This is a genomic window from Nocardioides lacusdianchii, from assembly GCF_020102855.1.
GTDB classification, from domain to species: domain Bacteria; phylum Actinomycetota; class Actinomycetes; order Propionibacteriales; family Nocardioidaceae; genus Nocardioides; species Nocardioides lacusdianchii.
In genome coordinates this window covers 20,971-35,593 of record NZ_JADHZD010000023.1, presented here as the reverse complement: position 1 = coordinate 35,593, position 14,623 = coordinate 20,971, and the positions used below count along the sequence as shown (strand labels likewise).

At 72.1% G+C, this 14,623-nt stretch carries 16 protein-coding genes; 12 read left to right on the top strand and 4 right to left on the bottom strand.

The genetic code is table 11. From position 1 onward, the window contains the following. Positions 1–25 precede the first annotated feature (25 nt). Entirely contained in the window at positions 26–1,048 is a 1,023-nt protein-coding gene (locus IRX98_RS20755) for an LLM class flavin-dependent oxidoreductase (protein WP_224280049.1), read from the top strand. A gap of 16 nt (positions 1,049–1,064) precedes the next feature. Here the strand turns inward: IRX98_RS20755 and IRX98_RS20750 are convergent, their stop codons facing one another. Continuing rightward, positions 1,065–2,054 carry an LLM class F420-dependent oxidoreductase gene (locus tag IRX98_RS20750; protein ID WP_224280047.1) on the bottom strand — a complete coding sequence of 330 codons (990 nt, stop codon included), beginning with the start codon at positions 2,052–2,054 and terminating at the stop codon, positions 1,065–1,067. A gap of 84 nt (positions 2,055–2,138) precedes the next feature. Here IRX98_RS20750 and IRX98_RS20745 point away from each other — a divergent pair, with 84 nt between their 5' ends. Both IRX98_RS20745 and IRX98_RS20740 read left to right on the top strand, forming a co-directional pair. Beyond that, positions 2,139–2,351 (top strand): hypothetical protein, encoded by a 213-nt coding sequence (locus tag IRX98_RS20745; RefSeq protein ID WP_224280045.1) that lies wholly within the window; start codon positions 2,139–2,141, stop codon positions 2,349–2,351. Between the two features lie 20 nt (positions 2,352–2,371). Beyond that, on the top strand, positions 2,372–3,028 hold the full coding sequence (locus tag IRX98_RS20740; RefSeq protein ID WP_224280043.1) for an SDR family oxidoreductase: 657 nt from the start codon (positions 2,372–2,374) through the stop codon (positions 3,026–3,028). A gap of 4 nt (positions 3,029–3,032) precedes the next feature. Here IRX98_RS20740 and IRX98_RS20735 read toward each other — a convergent pair whose 3' ends face one another. Together IRX98_RS20735 and paaZ are read right to left on the bottom strand one after the other, a co-directional pair. After that, complete coding sequence (locus IRX98_RS20735) at positions 3,033–3,248, bottom strand: hypothetical protein (RefSeq protein WP_224280040.1); 216 nt, start codon at positions 3,246–3,248, stop codon at positions 3,033–3,035. A gap of 26 nt (positions 3,249–3,274) precedes the next feature. After that, positions 3,275–5,293, bottom strand: coding sequence for a phenylacetic acid degradation bifunctional protein PaaZ (gene paaZ, locus IRX98_RS20730; protein ID WP_224280038.1), 2,019 nt, complete (start codon positions 5,291–5,293; stop codon positions 3,275–3,277). A 128-nt stretch (positions 5,294–5,421) separates the two neighbouring features. Here paaZ and paaA point away from each other — a divergent pair, with 128 nt between their 5' ends. Genes paaA through paaI form a run of 6 tightly spaced genes read left to right on the top strand, consistent with a single transcriptional unit; the run spans position 5,422 to position 9,728 of the window. Further along, positions 5,422–6,387, top strand: a complete 966-nt coding sequence (paaA, locus tag IRX98_RS20725; RefSeq protein ID WP_224280036.1) for a 1,2-phenylacetyl-CoA epoxidase subunit PaaA — start codon at positions 5,422–5,424, stop codon at positions 6,385–6,387. Next, positions 6,384–6,752, top strand: coding sequence for a 1,2-phenylacetyl-CoA epoxidase subunit PaaB (gene paaB, locus IRX98_RS20720; RefSeq protein WP_443683818.1), 369 nt, complete (start codon positions 6,384–6,386; stop codon positions 6,750–6,752). The genes paaA and paaB overlap by 4 nt, the downstream gene beginning before the upstream one ends. Positions 6,753–6,760: 8 nt before the next feature. Beyond that, positions 6,761–7,714: a 1,2-phenylacetyl-CoA epoxidase subunit PaaC gene (gene paaC, locus IRX98_RS20715; RefSeq protein ID WP_224280034.1), complete on the top strand. Its 954-nt coding sequence runs from the start codon at positions 6,761–6,763 to the stop codon at positions 7,712–7,714. Continuing rightward, positions 7,711–8,199, top strand: coding sequence for a 1,2-phenylacetyl-CoA epoxidase subunit PaaD (gene paaD, locus IRX98_RS20710; RefSeq protein WP_224280032.1), 489 nt, complete (start codon positions 7,711–7,713; stop codon positions 8,197–8,199). Before paaC ends, paaD begins: the two co-directional genes overlap by 4 nt. Next, on the top strand, positions 8,199–9,284 hold the full coding sequence (paaE, locus tag IRX98_RS20705; RefSeq protein WP_224280030.1) for a 1,2-phenylacetyl-CoA epoxidase subunit PaaE: 1,086 nt from the start codon (positions 8,199–8,201) through the stop codon (positions 9,282–9,284). The genes paaD and paaE overlap by 1 nt, the downstream gene beginning before the upstream one ends. A 21-nt stretch (positions 9,285–9,305) precedes the next feature. After that, positions 9,306–9,728 carry a hydroxyphenylacetyl-CoA thioesterase PaaI gene (gene paaI, locus IRX98_RS20700; RefSeq protein ID WP_224280028.1) on the top strand — a complete coding sequence of 141 codons (423 nt, stop codon included), beginning with the start codon at positions 9,306–9,308 and terminating at the stop codon, positions 9,726–9,728. Here the strand turns inward: paaI and IRX98_RS20695 are convergent. Beyond that, positions 9,649–10,317 carry a TetR/AcrR family transcriptional regulator gene (locus IRX98_RS20695; protein ID WP_224280025.1) on the bottom strand — a complete coding sequence of 223 codons (669 nt, stop codon included), beginning with the start codon at positions 10,315–10,317 and terminating at the stop codon, positions 9,649–9,651. The two genes, paaI and IRX98_RS20695, sit on opposite strands and share 80 nt — an antisense overlap. 59 nt (positions 10,318–10,376) lie before the next feature. Between IRX98_RS20695 and paaK the strand changes: the two genes are divergently transcribed. The 3 genes from paaK to IRX98_RS20680 all read left to right on the top strand — a co-directional run bounded on the left by paaK (position 10,377) and on the right by IRX98_RS20680 (position 14,540). Then, positions 10,377–11,684 (top strand): phenylacetate--CoA ligase PaaK, encoded by a 1,308-nt coding sequence (gene paaK, locus IRX98_RS20690; RefSeq protein WP_224280023.1) that lies wholly within the window; start codon positions 10,377–10,379, stop codon positions 11,682–11,684. Positions 11,685–11,885: 201 nt separating this feature from the next. Next, positions 11,886–14,000, top strand: coding sequence for a DEAD/DEAH box helicase (locus IRX98_RS20685; protein ID WP_224280021.1), 2,115 nt, complete (start codon positions 11,886–11,888; stop codon positions 13,998–14,000). A gap of 72 nt (positions 14,001–14,072) precedes the next feature. After that, on the top strand, positions 14,073–14,540 hold the full coding sequence (locus IRX98_RS20680; protein ID WP_224280019.1) for a DUF5709 domain-containing protein: 468 nt from the start codon (positions 14,073–14,075) through the stop codon (positions 14,538–14,540). Positions 14,541–14,623: the final 83 nt, after the last annotated feature.

The following is a 14,623-nucleotide window of genomic DNA, read 5'->3' as shown; positions in this document are numbered from 1 at the left end:
AGGGAAGTTGAGCGTTGAACCAGTCATGAAGAAGATCGGGTTCCTGAACTTCGGCCACTGGACCGACTCGCCGCAGTCGGCCGTGCGCTCGGCCTCCGACACGCTCCTGCAGTCGATCGACCTCGCGGTCGCGGCCGAGGAGCTGGGCGCGGACGGCGCCTACTTCCGCGTGCACCACTTCGCGCGGCAGCTCGCCTCGCCCTTCCCGCTGCTCGCCGCGGTCGGCGCCCGGACCAGCCGCATCGAGATCGGCACGGGCGTGATCGACATGCGCTACGAGAACCCGCTCTACATGGCCGAGGACGCCGGCTCGGCCGACCTCATCTCCGGCGGCCGGCTCCAGCTCGGCATCAGCCGGGGATCACCGGAGCAGGTCATCGAGGGTTGGCGCTACTTCGGCTACGCCCCCGCCGAGGGCGAGGACCAGGCCGACATGGCGCGCCGCCACACCGAGGTGCTGCTCCAGGTGCTGGAGGGGCAGGGGTTCGCCCAGCCCAACCCGCGCCCGATGTTCCCCAACCCGCCGGGGCTGCTGCGCATCGAGCCGCACTCGCCGGGCCTGCGCGATCGCATCTGGTGGGGCGCCGCCTCCGACGCCACCGCGCGCTGGGCGGCGGAGAAGGGCATGCACCTGATGAGCTCGACGCTGAAGGCGGACGAGACCGGAGAGCCCTTCCACGTCCAGCAGCGCAAGCAGATCGAGGTCTACCGCGATGCGTGGAAGGCGGCGGGCCACGAGGGCGAGCCGCGCGTGTCGGTGAGCCGCTCGATCATGCCGATCACCACCGACCTCGACCGGATGTACTTCGGCCGCGAGGGCGCCAGCACCGACCAGTTCGGCCAGATCGAGGCCAACCTCCGCGCGGTCTTCGGCAAGACGTACGCCGCCGAGCCGGAGATCCTGGTCAAGGAGCTCGCCGACGACGAGGCGATCGCCGCGGCCGACACCCTGCTGCTGACGGTGCCCAACCAGCTCGGCGTCGACTACAACGCCCACGTGCTCGAGACGGTGCTGACCCAGGTCGCGCCGGACCTCGGCTGGCGCTGAGCGCCGCTGCGGTCACTCAGGACGGGGCGGCGGCCCGCAGCTTCTCCAGCAGCGGACCGGCCGCCTCGTCGAGGAAGCGGTCCTGCCCCTCGTCGCCCACCTGCACCAGGGCGACGTCGGTGAAGCCCGCCTCCCAGTAGGCCGACACGGCCTCGACGATCGCATCGAGGTCGGGTCCGCACGGGATCGACCCGGCCACGTCCTCGGGTCGCACGAAGGTGGTCGCGGCGGAGAAGCCCGCAGGCGTGGGGAGGTCGGCGTTGACCGACCAGCCGCCGGCGAACCAGCGGAACTGCTCGTGCGCCCGCGCCATGGCAGCGTCCTCGTCGGGGTCCCAGCAGATCGGGATCTGACCGATCGCGCGGGCGTCCTTGCCGATGCGGGCTGCGCCCTCGACGTCGTTCCACGACTCGACGATCTCGGCCTTCGGCTCGACCGCCACGAGGTGGTCGGCGAGCGGGGCGAACCGTGCGATGGCGCGGTCCCCGGCGACGGCGACACCGATCTCGACGCCCTGCTCGGGGACGTCCCAGATGCGCGCCGAGTCCACCTGGAAGAACTCGCCCCGGTGGTCGGTGAGCTCGCCGGTGTGCAGCGCGCGGATCACCTCGATCGCCTCCGCGAGCATGTCCTGCCGCTCGGCGATCGCCGGCCAGCCCTCGCCGACGACGTGCTCGTTGAGGTTCTCGCCACTGCCGAGCCCGAGGGTGAAGCGTCCCTCGGCCAGGAGCTGCAGCGTGGCGGCCTTCTGGGCCACGACCGCGGGGTGGTAGCGCAGGGTCGGGCACGTCACGTACGTCATCAGTCCGACGTCGCTGGTCGCCTGCGCGACCGCGCCGAGCACCGTCCAGGCGTACGGCGCGTGCCCCTGCTCGGTGAGCCAGGGCGAGTAGTGGTCGCTCATCACCTCGAAGTCGAAGCCGACCCGCTCGGCGGAGACGGCGTAGGACACCAGCTCTCGCGGGCCGCTCTGCTCGGTCATCAACGTGTACCCGAAACGCGTCATGCGTCGACGTTAACCACCTCGGCGCGGCCGTCCACCACCCGCTCAGGTGAGCCCGCGTCAGGTGCGCGGTGCTTGTGTGTGGTCATGGACAACACCGACGGACAGGACCCGAAGACCGACCAGGACGGCAACGAGGGCCAGGTCTCCGAGACGGCCTCCGAGTTCGGGGAGCCGATCAGCTCGGGCGACTCCGTGGCCGGGCAGCCCGACCCCCATCCCGACAGGGCCGACGAGGGCCCCCAGGGACCTGACGCCATCCCGGACGACCCCACGGGGGAGCACCCCCACAAGCCGTGACGATGCGGTAGGAACGTGCCATGAGCAGACCCGTGGTCGTGGTGGTCGGAGCCGGTCCGGGCGTGAGCGGGTCGGTGGCCCGCCGGTTCGCCGAGGAGGGCTACGACGTGGCGCTCCTCGGTCAGGACCAGGAGGTCATCGACGCGCTCGTGCCCGACCTCGAGGCCCGCGGTGCGACGGTCGGCCACACGGTTGCCGACGTCACCGACGAGCAGGCCGCACGCGACGCCGTACGCCGCTTCGGTGATCACACCGGACGCATCGACGTGCTGCACTTCAACCCGAGTGCCTTCCGCGAGAAGGACCCGCTGCAGCTCACCGTCGACGAGCTGCTCGAGGACGTCGCGCTCGGCGTCGGAGCGCTGTTGACCGTCGTGCAGGCGGCACGGCCCTACCTGTCGTCCGGCGCCCGCATCAGCGTCACCGGCAGCATGGCCGCGGACCGGCCGTGGGAGGGCGCGGCCTCGCTCGGCGTGCAGAAGGCCGGCGTGCGCAACCTGGTCCACAGCCTCGACAAGACCCTGGCCCCCGACGGGATCCGTGCGGTCTCGGTGACGGTGCGCGGCGCCCTGGCCCGCGAGGGTGCCTTCACCCCCGACCGGGTCGCCGACGCGATCTGGGCAGCGGTCGCGCGTGACGACGACGGCTGGACCAGTGAGGTCACCTACTCCGGGTGACGCCTCAGCGCCTGCGGCCCCACACCACGTAGGCGATCGGGCCCACGGGCTGCACCGACAGTGCCGGTCCCCACAGCACCTTCGGTCCGCGCACCAGCTCCGCGGGTCGCTGCTTGAGGTCGCGCAGGCACCACGTGGTCAGGGCGATCTCTGCGATCCCCGTCGCGACGACGATCTTCTTCTGCGTCGGGGTCATGTCGGACCAGCTCTTCTTCGCCATGGCCCGAACGTATACCGGCCGCTGCGTCAGGAGGCGTCCTTCGCCACCAGTGTCAGCACGTCGTACGTCGCGACCGGCTCGTCGTCGCCGTTGACCACCAGGGCGTCCCAGCGGACCTCGCCGTAGTCGGCGGACGAGCGCGGGGTGATCTGCTTGACCGTCAGCGTCACCCGGATCGCGTCGCCGGCCTTGACCGGGGTGAGGAAGCGGAGGTTGTCGACCCCGAAGTTCGCCAGCACGGGCCCCGGCGCAGGGTCGACGAACAGGCCGGCCGCCATCGACACGATGAGGTAGCCGTGCGCGACGATCCCGCCGAACAGCGGGTTCTGGGCCGCCGCCTCGGGGTCGGTGTGGGCGTAGAACGTGTCGCCGGTGAAGTCCGAGAAGTGGTCGATGTCCTCGAGCGAGATCACGCGCGGCTCGGAGACGATCGTGTCGCCGACCGCGAGCGTGGCCAGCGAGTGGCGGAACGGGTGCTCGGGCGTGACCGTGCGCTGCGAGCCGCGCGTCCAGCGACCGGTGATCGCGGTCAGCATGTCGGGAGAGGCCTGGATCGCCGAGCGCTGCATGTGGTGCAGCACGCCGCGTACGCCGCCGAGCTCCTCGCCGCCACCCGCGCGACCGGGGCCGCCGTGCACCAGCATCGGCAGCGGCGAGCCGTGGCCGGTCGACTCGGGCGCGTCGTCACGGTCCAGGACCAGGATGCGGCCGTGCCACGGAGCCAGGCCGAGGACGAGGCTGCGGGCGACGGCCGGGTCGTGCGTCACGACCGAACCGACGAGCGAGCCCTTGCCGCGCGCGGCCAGTGCGATCGCCTCGTCGAGCGAGTCGTACGTCATCACCGTCGACACCGGCCCGAAGGGCTCGACGTCGTGGGGCTCGACGGCTCCGGCGCGGGCGCGCAGCAGCACCGGCGACATGAAGGCGCCGCGGCCGTCGCCGACGACCTCGACCTCGTCGAGCACGACGTCGCACGACGACCGCAGTGCTTCGACGGCCTTGCGGACCTCCTGGCGCTGGCCGAGCGAGGCGAGCGGACCCATCCGCACCGACTCGTCGTCCGGGTGCCCGACCGTGACCGACGCGAGCCTCGTCCGGATCGCCTCGGTCATCTCGTCGGCGACCGCCGACGGCACGATGACGCGACGGATGGCCGTGCACTTCTGGCCTGCCTTGGCGGTCATCTCGGTGACGACGCCCTTGACGAACAGGTCCCACTCGGGGTCGCCGGCGGCCACGTCGGGTCCGAGCACGGAGCAGTTGAGCGAGTCTGCCTCGACCTGGAGCTGCACGCCCCCGTGCAGCACCGACGGGTGCTGGCGCAGGATGCCGGCGGTGTGCGCCGAGCCGGTGAAGGCGACCGAGTCCTGCACGCCGAGGTGGTCGAGCAGGTCGCCGGCCGAGCCCGACAGCAGCTGGAGGGAGCCCTCGGGGAGGAGGCCCGACTCGATGATCCGGCGCACGACCAGCTCGGTGAGGTACGCCGTCTGGCTGGCCGGCTTGACCAGCGAGGGGAGCCCGGCGACGAAGGCCGGCGCGAGCTTCTCGAGCATGCCCCAGACGGGGAAGTTGAAGGCATTGATCTGGACGGCCACGCCGGGGCGCGAGGTGTAGACGTGCTGGCCCATGAAGATGCCGGTCCGGCCGAGCTGCTCGAGGTCGCCGTCGCACACGACGACGTCGTTGGGGAGCTCGCGGCGGCTCTTGGAGGAGTAGCTGAAGACGGTGCCGAAGCCGCCGTCGATGTCGATCATCGAGTCGCGCCGGGTCGCGCCGGTGCGCAGCGACAGCTCGTAGAGCTCGTCCTTGAGACCCGTCAGGTGGGTCGCGAGCTCCTTGAGGAGCAGGGCGCGCTCGTGGAACGTCAGCGCCCGGATCGCGGGGCCGCCCACGGCGCGGGCGTGGTGGGCCATCGCGCCGAGGTCGAGGCCGGAGCTGGAGATGCGCGCGACCTCCTCGCCCGTGGAGGCGTCGAGCAGCGGGTCGCCCTCGGCGGAGGAGGTGAACCAGCGTCCTGCGGCGTAGCTCTCGAGCAAACGGGTCACGACGGCTCCATCGGGTCCGGGGGAGGGGCGGGGCACGCGGGTGCTCCCCGGTGCTTGCACGCACGGGGCGCGTCGTGCAAAAGTAATACAGACCGTTCGGTCAGTAAAGCCCATCCGGAGGAGGAGCGGTGACCACGAGCGACACGGCGACCGACGCCCAGCTGTCCGCGCTGGAGGCGCGCTTCGAGGACACGATCGCGCGCAGCGAGCGCATCGAGCCCCGCGACTGGATGCCGGAGGGCTATCGCAAGACCCTCGTGCGCCAGATCGCCCAGCACGCGCACAGCGAGATCATCGGCATGCAGCCGGAGGGCAACTGGATCACCCGAGCCCCGAGCCTGCGCCGCAAGGCGATCCTGCTGGCCAAGGTTCAGGACGAGGCCGGCCACGGGCTCTACCTCTACTCCGCGGCCGAGACCCTTGGCGTCTCGCGCGGCGAGCTGACCGAGATGCTCATCGAGGGCCGCCAGAAGTACTCCTCGATCTTCAACTACCCGACGCTGTCGTACGCCGACGTCGGCACGATCGGCTGGCTGGTCGACGGTGCGGCGATCTGCAACCAGGTCCCGCTGTGCCGCACGTCCTACGGTCCCTACGGCCGCGCCATGATCCGGGTGTGCAAGGAGGAGTCCTTCCACCAGCGCCAGGGCTACGAGCTGCTGATGACGATGATGCAGGGCACCGAGGAGCAGCGCGCGATGGTGCAGGAGTCGGTGAACCGGTTCTGGTGGCCGGCTCTGATGATGTTCGGCCCGCCCGACGAGGACTCGCCCAACACCGCCCAGTCGATGGCGTGGGGGATCAAGCGCAACACCAACGACGACCTGCGCCAGCGCTTCGTCGACATGTCCGTGCCGCAGGCCGAGGCCCTCGGGGTCACCTTCCCCGACCCGGACCTGAAGTGGAACGCCGAGCGCGGCCACCACGACTTCGGCGAGCCCGACTGGGACGAGTTCATGCAGGTCGTGAAGGGAAACGGTCCCTGCAACGCCCAGCGCATCGCGCACCGCCGCACGGCCCACGAGGACGGCGCCTGGGTCCGCGAGGCGGCCCTGGCCTTCGCCGACCGCCAGCGAGAGGCGGCGCGCGCGTGAGCGGGCAGGACTTCACCACCGAGGGCGGCCACGGCGCGGTCCCGCTCCAGGGTGTCCCCGCGGCGAAGCCGGGGCACGGCTCGGAGCGCGAGTGGCCGCTCTACGAGGTGTTCGTGCGCGGCAAGCGCGGCCTCAACCACGTCCACGTCGGCTCGCTGCACGCCGCCGACGACGAGATGGCGCTGCGCCACGCCCGCGACGTCTACACCCGCCGCAACGAGGGCGTCAGCGTCTGGGTCGTGCAGGCGCGCCACGTCGCCGCGTCCAGCCCGGACGAGAAGGACCCGATGTTCGCTCCCAGCGGCGACAAGGTCTACCGCCACCCGACCTTCTACTCCATCCCCGACGACGTCCCCCACATGTGAGGAACCCGATGTCGCACCTCACCCCCGACCCCAACGTGTCCGCCGGGAGCGCCTACGACGGCCTGCTCGAGCACCACGAGGTCGCCGGAGACTCCTCCCAGTGGGCCTTCGGCACAGACTTCGAGGACCCGCTGGCCGGGGTCGACACCACGGTCCCCGCCGACGTCGACCCCGCGGCCCTGGCGGCCTACTGCCTGATGCTCGGCGACGACGCGCTCGTGATGTCGCACCGGCTCTCGGAGTGGTGCAGCCGTGCCCCCGACCTCGAGGAGGACATCGCGCTGGCCAACACCGCGCTCGACCTCCTGGGCCAGGCGCGGCTCCTGCTCGCACGGGCCGCAGCTGCCGACCCCGCCGTCGTGCCCGCGCTGCCCGAGGGCTCGCCGGTCCCTGCCGAGGACGCGCTGGCGTTCTTCCGCGAGGCCGGTGACTTCCGCAACGTCCGGCTGGCCGAGGTCCCCAACGGCGACTTCGCGCACACGGTCGTGCGGCTGCTGCTCTTCTCCAGCGTGCGGCTCGCGCTCCTCGAGCAGCTCGCCTCCAGCCGCGACCCGGTGCTCTCCGCCATCGCGGTCAAGGGCGTCAAGGAGCTGGCCTACCACCGCGACTACGCCGGCCGCTGGTTCCTCACCCTCGCCCAGGGCACGGACGAGTCCCGCCGACGCCTCGAGGCGGCGCTGCGCGAGCTGTGGCCCCTCTACCCCGAGCTCCTCACCACGCACCCCGTCGAGCAGTCCGTGGCCGAGGCCGGCGTCGGCGTCGCCCCGGACTCCGTGGCCAGCGCGGTCGAGGTGGTGCTCGAGCAGGTGCTCGCCGTGAGCGAGGTCGACCGTCCCGACGGCCAGCCGCTGGCCGGCGTACGCGGTCGCACCGGACGCGACGGCCTGCACTCCGAGGCGCTGTCGCGGATGCTCGCCGAGATGCAGGTCGTGGCCCGCGCCCACCCCACGGGCCGGTGGTGAGCGTGCGCGCGCGTGAGGTCGCCGCGTCGGTCACCGACCCCGAGATGCCGATGCTGACCCTCGAGGACCTCGGCGTGCTGCGCGGGGTGCGCGAGGAGGGGAGTCGCGTCACCGTCACGATCACGCCCACCTACTCCGGCTGCCCGGCGATGGCCACGATGCGCGACGACCTGGTCCACCGCCTCGCCGATGCCGGCTACACCGCCACGGTGGAGGTCTCGCTGTCCCCGGCGTGGTCGAGCGACTGGATCACCGACCGCGGCCGGCAGGCGCTGCGCGACCACGGTCTCTCCGCTCCCGGTCCCACGCCCCACCGCGCCGGTCCCGTCCCCCTGACGCTCCTGCCCGTGCGCCGCGACCTCGCGTGCCCGCGCTGCTCGTCGACCGAGGTGGAGCTGACCTCGGAGTTCGGCGCCACCGCCTGCAAGGCCCTCTACCGCTGCACCGCGTGCGCGGAGCCCTTCGAGCACGTCAAGGAGATCTGATGACGGTCCTCGACACCCCACGGCGTACGCGATCGGCCGCGTTCCACACGCTCACGGTCGCGCGCGTCGAGCCGCTGACCGACGACTCCGCGGCGATCACCTTCGACGTGCCGGCGGGCCTGGCGGGGGAGTACGACTTCGCGCCGGGGCAGTCGCTGACCCTGCGCCGCACGATCGACGGGCGCGAGGAGCGCCGCACCTACTCGATCTGCGCGCCCGCGGGCGCGGCTCCCCGCATCGGGGTGCGTGAGATCCCGGACGGGTTGTTCTCCCGCTGGCTGGTCCGCGACGTCCGCCCCGGTGACGAGGTCGACGTGCAGGTCCCGACCGGCAGCTTCACCGTCGATCCCGCCACCGGTGGGCGGCACCTGTGCCTCGCCGCGGGCTCGGGGATCACCCCGATGCTGTCGATCGCGGGGTCGCTGCTCGCGGGCGGCGACGCCGAGGTGGCGCTGGTCTACGGCAACCGCACCACCTCCTCGGTGATGTTCTCCGAGGAGCTCGGCGACCTCAAGAACTCCCACGGCGCGCGCCTCCAGCTGGTGCACGTGCTGTCGCGCGAGCCGCGCGACGTCGAGCTGTTCTCCGGCCGGCTCGACGCCGACCGGATCCGGCGCATCCTCACCTCGCTGCTGCCGGTCGGCCGGTTCGACCACGTCTGGCTGTGCGGGCCGTACGCCATGGTCGAGCAGGCGCGCGACGTGCTGCGCGAGCTCGGCGTCGCCGACGACCGCGTGCACGCCGAGCTGTTCTACGTCGACGCCCCGCCGCCGGAGCTCCACCGTCCCGTCGCGGTGCGCGAGGGCGCGACCACCGACGTCACGGTGGTGCTCGACGGCCTCTCGGCCACGGCGGCGCTGCCGCAGGACCAGAGCATCCTCGACAGCGCCCAGGCCACGCGCTCGGACTTGCCCTTCGCCTGCAAGGGCGGCGTGTGCGGCACCTGCCGCGCGAAGGTGGTCGAGGGCGAGGTCGACATGCGCCGCAACTACGCGCTCGAGCCCGCCGAGGTCGAGGCCGGCTTCGTGCTGACCTGCCAGAGCTTCCCGCTCGGCGACGCCGTCACCGTCGACTTCGACGCCTAGGCCGACGTGCACGACGCGGCGATGGGGATGTGGGCCGACGACGCGGCCAGCGCGATGCTCGGCATGCAGGCGGTCGAGGTGGCGCCCGGTCGCGCGCGGGTGTCGATGCTCGTGCGGCCTGACATGGTCAACGGCCACGACCTCTGCCACGGCGGGGTGATCGCCAGCCTGGCCGACTCCGCCTTCGCGCTGGCCTGCAACTCCCACGGGCCGGTGACGGTGGCAGCGGGGTTCTCGATCGACTTCCTCCAGCCGGGTCGCCTCGGCCAGGTCCTGCACGCGGAGGCGCGCGAGGTCTCGCGCCGCGGCCGGTCGGGGATCTACGACGTCACGGTGCGCGCCGACGACCCCGAGGCAGGCGAGGTCATCGCGGAGTTCCGCGGCCGGAGCCGGACCCTGCCTGATCCGAGGGGCGCGGACCGGGGGATTGCGCCCCGTGGGTGAGCCCGTCGAAGGCCAGCGCCACCACCGCGTCGGTCAGCGGTGCCGCCTCCACGCCGGGGCGCACCCACTCGACCAGCGAGTTCACCATCCCGAAGAGCAGCCGGCTGATCACGAGCGGGTCGAGGTCGTCGCGGAGCACGCCCTCGTCGACCGCGTCGCGGACCATGTCGGCCAGCCGCTCGTCGATGCCCCGCCGGCGCGCGAGCGCCGCCTTCTCGACCGGGGTGTTGCCGTGCACCCGCAGCAGCAGGGTCACCGCGGGCAGGTGGTCGACCAGCACTGTCACGCTGTTGCGTACGGCGGCGCGCAGGCGCTGCTCGGCGTCGAGGCCGTCGGTGGTCGACACGGCGTCGAGCGCCGCGGTCAGGGCGTCGAGGGCCTCGTCCACGGCGCTCTGGAGCAGGTGCTCCTTGCTCGGCACGTGGTGGTAGATCGCCGACTTCGTCAGCCCCAGCTCCCGGGCCACGTCGCCCACGCTCGTGGCGTCGTAGCCCTGCCGGTTGAAGAGGTCGACCGCCACCCGCACCACGGCCTGCTGGTCGTGGCCGGGGCGTCCCCGACGCGACGCGCCCTCCGACCTCTCTGCCATGCCGGACACCTTCCCACGACCCACACCCCCGACACGCCCGCGACCCGGAGGACCACACCGTGCTCGACCTGACACCCCGGCCCGGCGACCTCGACCGGATCGAGACCGCTCCGCTGGAGGACCTGCGCGCCCTGCAGCTCGAGCGGCTCCGGTGGTCGGTGCGCCACGCCTACGACCACGTCCCCCACTACAGCCGCGCCTTCGACGAGGCCGGCGTCGGCCCGGACGACATCGGGTCGCTGGCCGACCTGGCCCGGCTGCCGTTCACGACCAAGGCGACGCTGCGCGACAACTACCCGTTCGGCATGTTCGCGGTGCCGCGCGAGGACGTCGTACGCCTCCACGCCTCCAGCGGCACGACCGGCAAGCCGACCGTGGTCGGCTACACCCGCGACGACCTCGACATGTGGGCAGACGTCGTGGCCCGCTCGATCCGCGCGGCCGGCGGGCGCCGCGGGATGGTGCTGCACAACGCCTACGGCTACGGGCTCTTCACCGGCGGACTCGGCGCCCACGCCGGGGCCGAGCGCCTCGGCTGCACGGTGGTGCCGGTCTCCGGAGGCATGACGCAGCGCCAGGTGCAGCTGATCGTGGACTTCGAGCCCGACGTGATCATGGTGACGCCGTCCTACATGCTCTCGATCATCGACGAGATGGAGGCGCAGGGCGTCGACCCGCGCTCGACCTCGCTCAAGGTCGGGATCTTCGGTGCCGAGCCGTGGACCAACGACATGCGCCGCGAGATGGAGGAGCGCACCGACATGCACGCCGTCGACATCTACGGCCTGTCCGAGGTGATCGGTCCCGGCGTGGCGAGCGAGTGCGTGGAGACCAAGGACGGCCTGCACGTGTGGGAGGACCACTTCTACCCCGAGATCATCGATCCGGTGACGGGCGAGGTGCTGCCCGACGGCGAGGAGGGGGAGCTGGTGTTCACCACGCTCACCAAGCAGGCCATGCCGGTCATCCGCTACCGCACCCGCGACCTCACCCGGCTGCTGCCGGGCACGGCCCGCACGATGCGGCGGATGGAGAAGATCACCGGCCGCACCGACGACATGATCATCCTGCGCGGGGTGAACCTCTTCCCGACCCAGATCGAGGAGATCGTCCTCGGGCTGCCGGCGCTGTCGCCGCACTTCCAGTGCCACCTCGACCGGAGCGGCAACCTCGACACCCTCACCGTCCGGGTCGAGCGCCGCGAGCACACCACGCCGGACGAGGTGGCAGCCGCCGAGGCCGAGCTCGCCCGCAGGATCAAGGCGTCGATCGGTGTCAGCGTGACCGTGGACGTGGTCGACGTGGCCTCGATCGAGCGCTCGGTCGGGAAGATGCGTCGCATCGTCGACCACCGCCCGGCGCGCTGATCCCCAGACATTTGCCGACAACGACCGGGCTGGGGCTACAGTGGTCGCAGCGTTCCAGACGCCGTGCCGCTGTGATCACCCCCGATCCGCCGGCCACCGCGCACCTGACGCCCGCTCCACACCTCCACGCCGTGGCGTGCGGGCAGAGCCGCAGCCGGGCTCGCCCTTGCTGCGACGCGTACCCAAGTCCGGGAGGACCCCTTGGCCCAGCGCCAGCGCTCACGCGGCGGTCGTCGCACCCCTGCGCATGCCCGTCACAAGGACAACGAGGGCATCGTCCCCGTGCTGGCGCGCGCCGTGCGCGAGCTCGAGTCCGCCGTCCAGCGCGGCCCGCTCGCCCCGGGGCAGCGGGTGCGGTTCCAGGTGGTCGCGCTGCTGGTGCGCGAGCACCGTGGCGACGTACGCGCCTCGTCCGAGCTGACCGACGCCCAGAAGGCCGACGAGCTCAAGCGCCTCGACGGCATCGCGACGATCCTGGCCAAGACCGCCACCCGCGACCCCTCGCTCTTCGCGCTGCTCTCGGAGGACGCGGTCGTCACCGACAGCGCCCGTGACCTGCGCCTGGAGATGCTGCGCAAAGCCGGGGTCGAGGTCGTCCCCGAGGAGCCCAAGCCCGACGACGAGGCCGGCCCCGGCCTCGGTGAGCGCCGCGTCGTCCCGCAGTCGGTCGTGCAGCACCAGCTCGCCAACCCGTTCCTCGTGCCCGACTTCGGCATCGGCCGCGAGCGCCGTCGCGTGCACGGGCGGCTGGCGACGTGGGAGCTGCTCGGCCCGCTGTTCCGCTCCTTCGAGCTCGGCGGCGCCTCCTCGTGCATGGACCTGCCCGAGGCCACCTCCCTCAACGCTCCCGGCAAGCTCGAGCTGATGCCCCACCAGGCCCGGCTCATCGCCTCGGCCGCCGAGGGCCACCGCACCTTCCTGCTCGCCGACGAGCCCGGCCTCGGCAAGACCGCGCAGGCGCTCCTCGCCGCGCAGGCCGCCGACGCCTTCCCGCTGCTCGTCGTGTGCCCCAACGTCGTCAAGACCAACTGGGCGCGCGAGACCGAGCGCTGGACCCCGCGCCGCCGCGCCACCGTGATCCACGGCGATGGCGACCGTGTCGACGCCTTCGCCGACGTCATCATCGTCAACTACGAGATCCTCGACCGCCACGTCGGCTGGCTCGGTGACTTCGGCTTCCGCGGGATGGTCGTCGACGAGGCCCACTTCATCAAGAACAAGACCTCGCAGCGCTCGCGCCACGTGCTCGAGCTGTCCGAGCGGCTGCGCGCGCGCACCGCCCGCCCGCTGCTGATGGCGCTCACCGGCACCCCGCTGATCAACGACATCGAGGACTTCCGCGCGATCTGGCAGTTCCTGGGCTGGATCGACGACACGATGCCGATGGCCCGGCTGATGGAGGCGCTCGAGGAGACCGACCTGACGCCGGCGGACCCGCCGTTCTACCCCGCGGCGCGCAAGGCCGTCATCGACCAGGGCATCGTGCGTCGTCGCAAGGTCGACGTCGCCTCGGACATCCCGGCCCGCCGCATCGCCGACATCCCCGTCGAGCTCGACGACGAGGACACCCGCTCGATCCGTGGAGCGGAGCAGGAGCTCGCCCGCAGGCTCGTCCAGCGCTACAAGGCTGCGCTCGAGACCCGGCGTACGGGCTCCGTCGTCGACGGCATCGACCACGAGCTCGTACGCCGCGTCGCGACGTGGGAGCGCGAGGAGATGGACTCCGGCACGGGCGGGGAGAACGTCTTCTCGATGTTCCGCCGGATCGGCCGCGCGAAGGCCGGCCTCGCCGCCGACTACGCCGCCCAGCTGGCGCGCAACGTCGGCAAGGTGGTCTTCTTCGCCCGCCACGTCGACGTCATGGACATCGCCGAGGAGACCTTCACCCGGCGCGGGCTCAAGCACGCCTCGATCCGTGGCGACCAGTCGCCCAAGGCGCGCGAGCGCGCGATCGAGTCGTTCGTCAACGACCCCGACGTGCAGGTCATCGTCTGCTCGCTCGCCGCTGCCGGCGTGGGCGTCAACCTCCAGGTCGCGTCCAACGTGGTGCTGGCCGAGCTGTCGTGGACCGATGCCGAGCAGACCCAGGCCATCGACCGCGTGCACCGCATCGGCCAGAGCGACCCGGTCACGGCGTGGCGGATCATCGCCGCGCAGACCATCGACACCCGGATCGCGGAGCTCATCGACTCCAAGGCCGGGCTCGCGGCGCGGGCGCTCGACGGCTCCGACGAGGAGGTCTCGTCCTCGGCCAACATCCAGACCGAGGCGCTGGTCGCGCTGCTCACCGACGCGCTGGAGCGCGAGCTGGGCTGAGTCCCACCCCTGCGGACCTGCTGGGGACCCTCGGCCCTTGTCCCGCCGGGCCTCGGCCGGTAGGCAGGAGGCATGAGCGAAGATCGCGAAATCTACGGCGACATGTCGGTCGACGACGAGGACCAGCTGCAGCCCGGGGACACGCTGGACGACGGCGACCTCGAGGACGTGCTGGACCGCGGCTACTCGCCGCCGGACCGGGCCCCCAAGGGCTATGAGGACTACCCGACCGAGGCCGAGCGCCTCCAGGGCGAGTCCCTCGACGAGAAGCTCGCCGAGGAGGAGCCCGAGCCCGACCCGTACGCCGAGGCCGAGGCCGAGGACACCACCGACCGCGAGGACGAGAACGCCCTCGACGAGCAGCTCGGCCTCGACGAGGCGGACGAGCGCAGCGGCCGTCTGGTCCAGCCCGACGAGGGTCTGGGCGAGGACGTCGACAAGCAGGAGGTCGCCCTCGACGTCGGCATCGACGGCGCCGGCGCCTCGGCCGAGGAGGCCGCCATGCACATCACCCGCGAGCCAGAGCCGCCGACGGGCTGAGGTCTGGCTCCACGGTCGCGATCCCCGGGTACCCGGGGATCCTGGAGCCTCACCCCCGAAGCTTCGGGGGTGAGGCTCCAGTT